The organism is Arthrobacter sp. Hiyo1, from assembly GCF_001263615.2.
Taxonomy (GTDB): Bacteria; Actinomycetota; Actinomycetes; order Actinomycetales; family Micrococcaceae; genus Arthrobacter.
Window position 1 is genome coordinate 183,305 of the sequence record NZ_DF952472.1, and the last position, 7,669, is coordinate 190,973.

General features: G+C 62.8%; 6 protein-coding genes and 1 pseudogene. 6 read left to right on the forward strand and 1 reads right to left on the reverse strand.

All coding sequences use genetic code 11. The features are described 5' to 3' along the window. Positions 1–72: 72 nt before the first annotated feature. The 5 genes and pseudogenes from AHiyo1_RS14495 (at position 73) to AHiyo1_RS14515 (ending at position 6,140) form a co-directional block, all read left to right on the forward strand. Positions 73–996, forward strand: a complete 924-nt coding sequence (locus tag AHiyo1_RS14495) for a carbohydrate ABC transporter permease (RefSeq protein WP_059389044.1) — start codon at positions 73–75, stop codon at positions 994–996. A 27-nt stretch (positions 997–1,023) separates the two neighbouring features. Continuing rightward, positions 1,024–2,393, forward strand: a pseudogene (locus AHiyo1_RS14500) (NosD domain-containing protein). 117 nt (positions 2,394–2,510) lie between these two features. Beyond that, positions 2,511–3,602: a LacI family DNA-binding transcriptional regulator gene (locus AHiyo1_RS14505; protein ID WP_059389040.1), complete on the forward strand. Its 1,092-nt coding sequence runs from the start codon at positions 2,511–2,513 to the stop codon at positions 3,600–3,602. 50 nt (positions 3,603–3,652) lie between these two features. Next, the gene (locus AHiyo1_RS14510) at positions 3,653–4,606 is read left to right on the forward strand and encodes a carbohydrate kinase family protein (RefSeq protein ID WP_059389041.1); all 954 of its coding nucleotides are present in this window, start codon (positions 3,653–3,655) and stop codon (positions 4,604–4,606) included. Continuing rightward, positions 4,599–6,140 (forward strand): glycoside hydrolase family 32 protein, encoded by a 1,542-nt coding sequence (locus AHiyo1_RS14515; RefSeq protein WP_059389042.1) that lies wholly within the window; start codon positions 4,599–4,601, stop codon positions 6,138–6,140. Before AHiyo1_RS14510 ends, AHiyo1_RS14515 begins: the two co-directional genes overlap by 8 nt. A gap of 341 nt (positions 6,141–6,481) precedes the next feature. Here AHiyo1_RS14515 and AHiyo1_RS28285 read toward each other — a convergent pair whose 3' ends face one another. Continuing rightward, positions 6,482–6,919, reverse strand: a complete 438-nt coding sequence (locus AHiyo1_RS28285) for a winged helix-turn-helix transcriptional regulator (protein WP_059389043.1) — start codon at positions 6,917–6,919, stop codon at positions 6,482–6,484. A 64-nt stretch (positions 6,920–6,983) separates the two neighbouring features. Here AHiyo1_RS28285 and AHiyo1_RS24810 point away from each other — a divergent pair. After that, on the forward strand, positions 6,984–7,669 hold a 686-nt coding region (locus AHiyo1_RS24810), incomplete at its 3' end, for a hypothetical protein (RefSeq protein WP_216363214.1).

Genomic DNA, 7,669 nt, shown 5'->3' on the forward strand with positions numbered 1-7,669 from the left:
GTTCCCGAACGGCCACGCCACGCCGGCACCGCATACCGCAATGCGCCGGCACCGCACCAAACGGAGAGCATTATGCCAAGCCGAACAGCGACTGCGCCTCAGACCACCACGGAACCGGCGTCGGCCAGCGGAGGCCGCAAGCGCCGCGGCGTCAATCGCGAAGGACTCGAAGCCGGCAAGCGCAGCACCAGGACCATCCTGTGGATCCTCCTCGCCGCGGCGCTCGTCCTCTACGGCTTCCCGTTCCTGTACCTGCTGTTCACGTCCTTCAAGACGCCGATCGACACCATTGCCGTGCCGCCGACCATCCTCCCCAAGGAATGGACGCTGGATAACTACATCAACGCCCTGGGCCGCAATGGAGTGCCGGCGTCGTTCATCAACAGCATCCAGACCGCCGTCATCAGCACCCTGCTGTCGCTCATCCTGGCCGTCCCGGCGGCCTACGGCATCACACGCTACAAAACAGCCAGTGGCAGGGTGTTCATCATGGCCGCACTCGTCACCCGCATGGTCCCCCCGGTCGCCATCGGCATCCCGCTGGCGTCCATGATGGCCTCGGTCGGCCTGGCCGACACCCCGATCGCACTGTCCATCGCGCACACAACCATCTCGCTGCCGCTCTCCATCTGGCTCATGTCCAGCTTCTTCGAGGCCGTCCCACAGGACCTGGAAGAAGCAGCTACCGTGGATGGCTGCAGCCGGCTCGGAGCCCTGTGGCGGGTGGTCATCCCGGTGGTCTCCGGAGGCATCGCCGTGACAGCGATCTTCGCCTTCCTCGCCTCCTGGAACGAATTCCTGTTCGCGCTACTCATGACCGCCGTCCGGTCCCAGACCACACCCGTGGTCATCGCAAACTTCCAGACCCAGTTCGGACTGGACTGGGGATCCATGACAGCCCTCGCCGCCGTCTACTCGATCCCCGTCATCCTTCTCACCCTTCTCCTGCAGCGCAAGATCGTCGCAGGCATGACCCTCGGCGCCGTCAAGGGCTGAGAAACCACAGCACAAAGGGAAGAACCAATGTCAAGCAACAACCACTACGACGTGACGACGTGGCCCGTCGGCAATCCGTCCGAGGACGTCGGTGAAGTAATCAACAGCATCATCGCCGATATCAAGGACCGGCAGACCGCCACCGATGCGAACAATGGAGGAAAGCCAGGCGCGGTGATCTACATTCCGCCCGGAGACTACCGCCTGCGTACGCAGGTGCTGATCGACGTCAGCTTCCTCAGGATCCACGGCTCCGGACACGGCTTTACGTCATCGAGCATCCGGTTCAACGTCCCCGAAGACGAATGGCCCGACCTGCATGAGCTATGGCCTGGGGGGAGCCGCATTCTCGTCGACCTTCCCTCCGGCGGAGACGGAGAGGAATCCAAGGGAGCCGCATTCTACGTTGAACGAAGCGGAAGCCCACGGATCAGCTCGGTCGAGTTCTCCAACTTCTGCATCGACGGGTTGCACTTCGCCCCGGACGGCTCGGGAATGCACCCCGAGAACACCTACGTCAACGGCAAGACCGGCATCTATGTCGCGAACGCCAATGACTCATTCCGCGTAACCGGCATGGGGTTCGTCTACCTTGAGAACGCCCTCACCATCTACAACGCGGACGCGCTTTCCGTTCACGACAACTTCATCGCCGAATGCGGAAGCTGCATCGAACTGCGCGGGTGGGGACAGGCATCGAAGATCACCGACAACCTGGTCGGAGCAGGGCCAAAAGGTCACTCGATCTACGCCGAGAACCATGGCGGGCTCCTGATAACCGCGAACAACGTCTTCCCCCGCGGTGCGAGCAGTGTCCATCTGGACGGCGTCACGCGCTCAAGCGTCACCAACAACCGTTTGCATTCGTTCTACCCTGGCATGGTGGTTCTCGCAGCGAACAGTTCGGAAAACCTCGTGGCCACGAATCACTTCCTGCGTGACCACGAGCCTGGACACCCTTCCTGGGAGTCGACAACGGATTGGACGACCTCAACGGGCTTCTCTGTGTCAGCGGCAGCAACAACTCTGTCATCGGGAACCACTTCTCCGAGATCATCGACTCACAGAGCATCCGGCCCGCAGGTGCGACGCCCGTCATCATCCGGCTGATGGCGGGGGTCGGCAACTTCGTTTCCAACAACCACGTGGTGGCGATGGACGTTCACGCCACGTCCAGCGGATCGGCTTTCGAAGCTCAGGTGGACGCGCTGTTGACGACCCAGGCTTCGGACGCCCTCGCCGTTACGGCCGTCATGGTCGATCCCGCATCAGCCCGGAATACGATCCTTGATTCCGGAAGTGACGCCCAAGTTATCGCGGACAGGACTGTTAACGCCTTCAGGGCCACACCCGCGGTCGGTTTCCAGGCGGCACACGAACCACTTGTGGTTCAGTAGCCCGCTCAGGCCTGGCGAGTCCCTCGGGGATCGCCATCGGGCCTCTGGGACGAATAGAACGTACCCAGCAAGTACCCGGACATAGAATCAGCATCAACATAAGGACGTGGGAGACCAATGAACAAGTCAGTTGGCATCAAGGACGTGGCAGCCGCAGCCGGCGTCTCGGTCACAACGGTCTCCCACGTCCTCAATGATGTTGTCTACGCCCGGGTGGGGGCGGAGACGAGGGAACGGGTCCACGAAGCGGCCCGGCGTCTCGGATACGGCCCGAACCGGCTGGCGCAGGCGCTGCGCACCCAGCGTTCGGGCATGATCGGGTTCATCAGCGAGGAAATCGCCACCACCCCGCACGCCGGCCGGATCATTTTGGGGGCCGAGGAGACGGCACGTGCTCGCGGATACCGCATCATGATCATCAACTCCACCAGCACCAGCTCCCAGGATTCCAGGGAAAGTGATGTGGCGGATCTGCTGGACCGGCAGGTAGACGGCATCCTCTACGCCACCATGTATCACCGCAAACTGGCCGTCCCCAAGAACCTCATCGGACTCCCCGCCGTCCTGGTGGACTCCGAAGACATCAGCCACACCGTTTCCTCCGTCATCCCCGACGAAATCGCCGGTGCGAGGTCGGCCGTACAAACCCTGATCGACGCCGGACACACCCGCATCGGCATGCTCAACAACACCGACGACGTCCCCGCCACCCACTCCCGGCTCAAGGCATTCAAGGACACACTCGCAGGTGCCGGGCTGCCCTATCACGAAGAACTCGTCCAGTCCGAGCCGTCGGAGGTGCCCGGCGGCCACCAGGCGGCCCTGCGCCTGCTGAAAACCCCAAACCGGCCCACCGCTATATTCTGCTACAACGACCGCATGGCCATGGGCGCGTACCGGGCCGCCGGGGAACTTGGCCTCAGGATTCCGGACGACATTTCCATCGTCGGTTTCGACAACCAACAACTTATTGCCGAAAACATCTACCCCGCCCTGACAACCGTCGCCCTTCCGCACTACGAAATGGGCGCCTGGGCCACCGAAAACCTGATCGACGCCATCGAGGGAAAAACCGACCTGCAGCTGTTCGCCGCTCACCCGACCCTTCTCCCCTGTCCCCTGGTCCTCCGCGATTCCGTAGCCTCCCCAAAACATCAGGACGCTTCGAGCAGAGCAGCACCGGACTCACTTACACGCCCCAACACCTGACCTTCGAGCGCGCCCAGTAGAGGACGCGCCCAACCCTCCAAGGACCCCGAATGCATAGCACCCCAGTTCCCCCATGCCCTGAAACGGATGTCGTCGTCATCGGCGAGGCCATAATCGACATCATTAACACCGCCGCAGGGCCCGTCGAGTTTCCCGGCGGATCAGGGATGAACGTCGCGTTCGGACTCGGCCGGCTAGGCGTCAGCACCGCATTTCTCACCGCACTGGGCAGGGATGAACGCAGCAGGAACATCCAACAACACCTGGACACCGCAGGAGTACACCTGTTCCCGGGAGCCGAACACCTCAGCCGCACCTCCACAGCCAGGGCGCTTCTGGACAGCAGCGGTTCCGCAGAGTACGAATTCGACTTCGAATGGAACCTCCCCCACATCAGCCCCACTTTCCTCCCGAAGGTGCTGCATACGGGGTCACTGGCCTCCTTCACGGAGCCCGGAGCAACCCAAGTCCGGTCCTTGCTGGAACTGTTCTCCCGCCGCTGCTTGGTCACGTACGACCCCAACATCCGCCCGACACTGCTCCCCAGCCACACTGAAGCGCTCAGGACTTTCGAACACACAGTTGCCCTGGCTACCGTTGTGAAGCTCAGTTCGGACGATGCCCGGTGGCTTTACCCGCGCACGTCTCCTGACGACGTCGCGCAGCGGCTGCTTGATCTCGGGACGGAACTTGCAATCATCACCGATGGCGCATCCGGATCCTATCTGCGCTCGAATGCTGCCGAGATCGAAGTGCCGGCACCACCAGTGCTCGTCAAGGATACTGTCGGCGCAGGCGACTCCTACATGTCATCGCTTATCGCCGGCCTCATCGAGGACCCCGAGGACGATTTCGGCTACGGCAAACTCACCCGGCTGGGAACCGCCGCCTCGCTCGCTGCGGCCATAACGGTCGGACGGCACGGAGCGAACCCGCCAACGCGGGCGGAACTGATCCGATCCCTGGAAATGGCCCAGACGTCCCGAAAGAACTCCGATGACTGAAACCACAGCGCACCTTGCCGGGGGCCGCGCCGAAGAAACCGCCCCCACCATGCGGCCAATACTTCACTACACAGCCAAGAACACGTGGCTGAACGACCCCAACGGACTCGTGTGGCACCAGGGCGTCTACCACCTCTTCTACCAAAACAACCCCTTCGACAACGTCTGGGGCAACATGTCCTGGGGACACGCCACCTCAACCGACCTTCTGCACTGGACCGAACACCCGGTTGCCATCGCCTGCAACGAGGAAGAAGACGTCTTTTCCGGCAGCATCGTGGTGGACCACGGCAATACGTCGGGATTCGGCACAGCAGAAGAACCGGCCTTGGTGGCCATCTACACGAGCGCCTTCAAGGAAGGCTCGGTGCACCAAGGGACACAAGCCCAGTCTCTCGCGTTCTCAACGGACGCCGGCATGACCTGGAGCAAATACGCAGGCAACCCCGTGCTTGGCCGCGGCTCGGCCCATTTCCGGGACCCCAAGGTGTTCCGCTACGAGGGACCGGCCGGTTCCCGCTGGATCATGGTGGCGGTGGAGGCCCAGCACCAGCAGGTTGTGCTTTACCGCTCGGCCGACCTCAAGGACTGGGAATACCTGAGCACCTTCGGCCCAGCCAACGCCAGCGACGGCGAATGGGAATGCCCCGACCTCTTCCCGCTCCCCGTCGACGGAGACCCGGACAACGTCAAATGGGTCCTGGTGGTCAATATCAACCCGGGCGCCGTGGCCGGCGGCTCCGGAGGGCAATACTTCGTCGGCGACTTCGACGGCGTGCAGTTCACCGCCGACCCTGATTCGCTCGTTCCAACCGATGCCGACGGGAACGTAGATCTCAGACACTGTCTGTGGCTCGACTGGGGACGTGACTACTACGCCGCCGTCTCCTTCAGCAACGCCCCGGAGAACCGCCGCATCATGATCGGCTGGATGAACAACTGGGACTACGCCAACTCCTTGCCCACGACTCCGTGGCGCTCCAGTATGTCGCTTGCCCGCGAGATCGAGCTCGCGACGGTGGACGGTTTCCCGCGCCTGGTGCAGCGCCCCGTGCTGACCTTGGACTCCGGGGAGCCGGCCCGCACCATCCAGAACATGGAACTACTTCACAACTCCCTGTTGCAACTGCCCCACGCGATGCCCGGATCAGCCCAGCTGATCGACGCCGAGATCCTGCCCGGCACGGCACGGACCATCGCGTTCAGGCTCCTCAGCGCGCCAGACGGGAGCACCGCAACGGTCCTCACCTTCGATGCCCTGACGAGCCGGCTCACCCTGGACCGGCGCAACTCCGGAAACACCGCCTTCCACGATAAGTTCTCGTCGGCTGAGTCCGCACCAGTGAAGCTCGACGGCGGCGCGCTTAGGCTAAAAGTAATCGTCGACCAGTGCTCGGTGGAGGTCTTCGCCCAAGACGGCAGGGTTGTGCTGAGCGATCTGGTGTTCCCCCGGTCCGGGAACCTGGGCACCGACGTGTACGTCGAAGGCGGCACAGCCACGGTGCGGAAACTGGGCGTCACGTCCTTGTCCTAATGGCGGCACCGTGCTGCAGTGCCCACCGGGTCCTGCGGGAAAGAGTGCCCCAAAGGCCATAAGAGGCCGAACGCTGCGAAGGAAGCCGTCAACAATTCAGCCGTACGCTGTCACTCCATTCGAGCGCGAATCGTCGGGATCCCCAGACCGGCAGGTCCCCACTGGACGGATTCTTGCACGACGTCCCGTTTTTCTCGATGAAATTGGAGGGTGAGATCAAGGCCTTCGAGCTCGCCTCACCAGCCGCTTGTTTCGGCGCTCACAAGCCGTGAATTCCGGCTGCGTGGCGTGGTGTGTTCGGCGGCGATCGGGCGGGCACCCCGCGTCCGATCGCTGGCCGGCTAGCAGGCCTCCTCCGGGTGGCGGACAGAGAGCTCTCCTGACTTGACAGGCCTTCCGCAAGCTTCGCAGCGCACCTCAGCCACAAACATTTCGCCGCACGCATCATGCACAAACTCGACTACCGGAACGTCCGCGTCCCGGTATGCGTCACCCCAGCGCTTCAGAACCAAGATGACCTGGCCCAAATCCCTTCCTTTTTGGGTGAGTTCATACCCGGAGCCCCCGCTGCTTTCCGACAACCGCTGTTGGACGATCCCGGACTCCGTGAGCTTTTTCAAACGCGATGCAAGGATGTCCCTTGGCGCTCCCACGGCACGCAATATTTCGGTGTACCGCGACGCGCCGAACGCCAGCGCGCGAACGATGTGGAGCGACCACCGGTCATCGATCGCGCCAAGAGCAACGGCGAGTGAGTCTTTCGATGGTTTGTTTTTCAAACCGCCTCCTGTACGATTGCCTCGGTTTGATATTCAAACCATTCTAGTCGAGGAAGCCCTGAAGATGTCATTTCCCCATCCAGCCCGGGCCGGGAATGCCGCTCCCGGAACTCAGCACAGCGCGTGGATAGCCCTGGTTCTCACCGGGCTCATCATTGGTACGGCCTTCATCGCCATCTACGTCGGCATTCAGCGCAGCCCCGCACCGTTGCACTTGCCGCTGGCTGTAGTGGGCGAACCGCTCGCCACGGCAACTCAAAAGAGACTGGGCGACGCCGTCACGGTGACCGAGGTCACCTCGCTCAGCGAAGGCACCCACATGGTTCAAAATGGCGACGCGGTTGCGGCGGTGGCCCTGACCGCGCCAACCACGTTGCAGTTCGACTACGCCGGCGCAAAGGGCCTCAGCGAGAGCGGAGCGGCCCGCGCTCTGGTCCATGGCGTAGCGGACCATGCCGGGCTTACCCTGCAGGAGAAAGACCTCGTGCCGCTGGCGCAGTACGACAGCCGAGGGCTATCTGCCTTCTACGTCGTATTCGGCGTCACACTCTCGTCATTTGTTCTGGCGCAAGGTCTCACCGGGGCCGCTGACAAGATCAGACTGCGCCACCGCCTGTATGCCATGGGCGGATTCGCCGTACTGATCGGCGTCGTCGGGGCAACAATCGCCGGCCCCATCCTCGGAGCCCTGACGGCCCCGTGGCCGCTGCTCGCGGCAACTCTCGCGCTGCTCTCCGCGTCGGTCGCGTT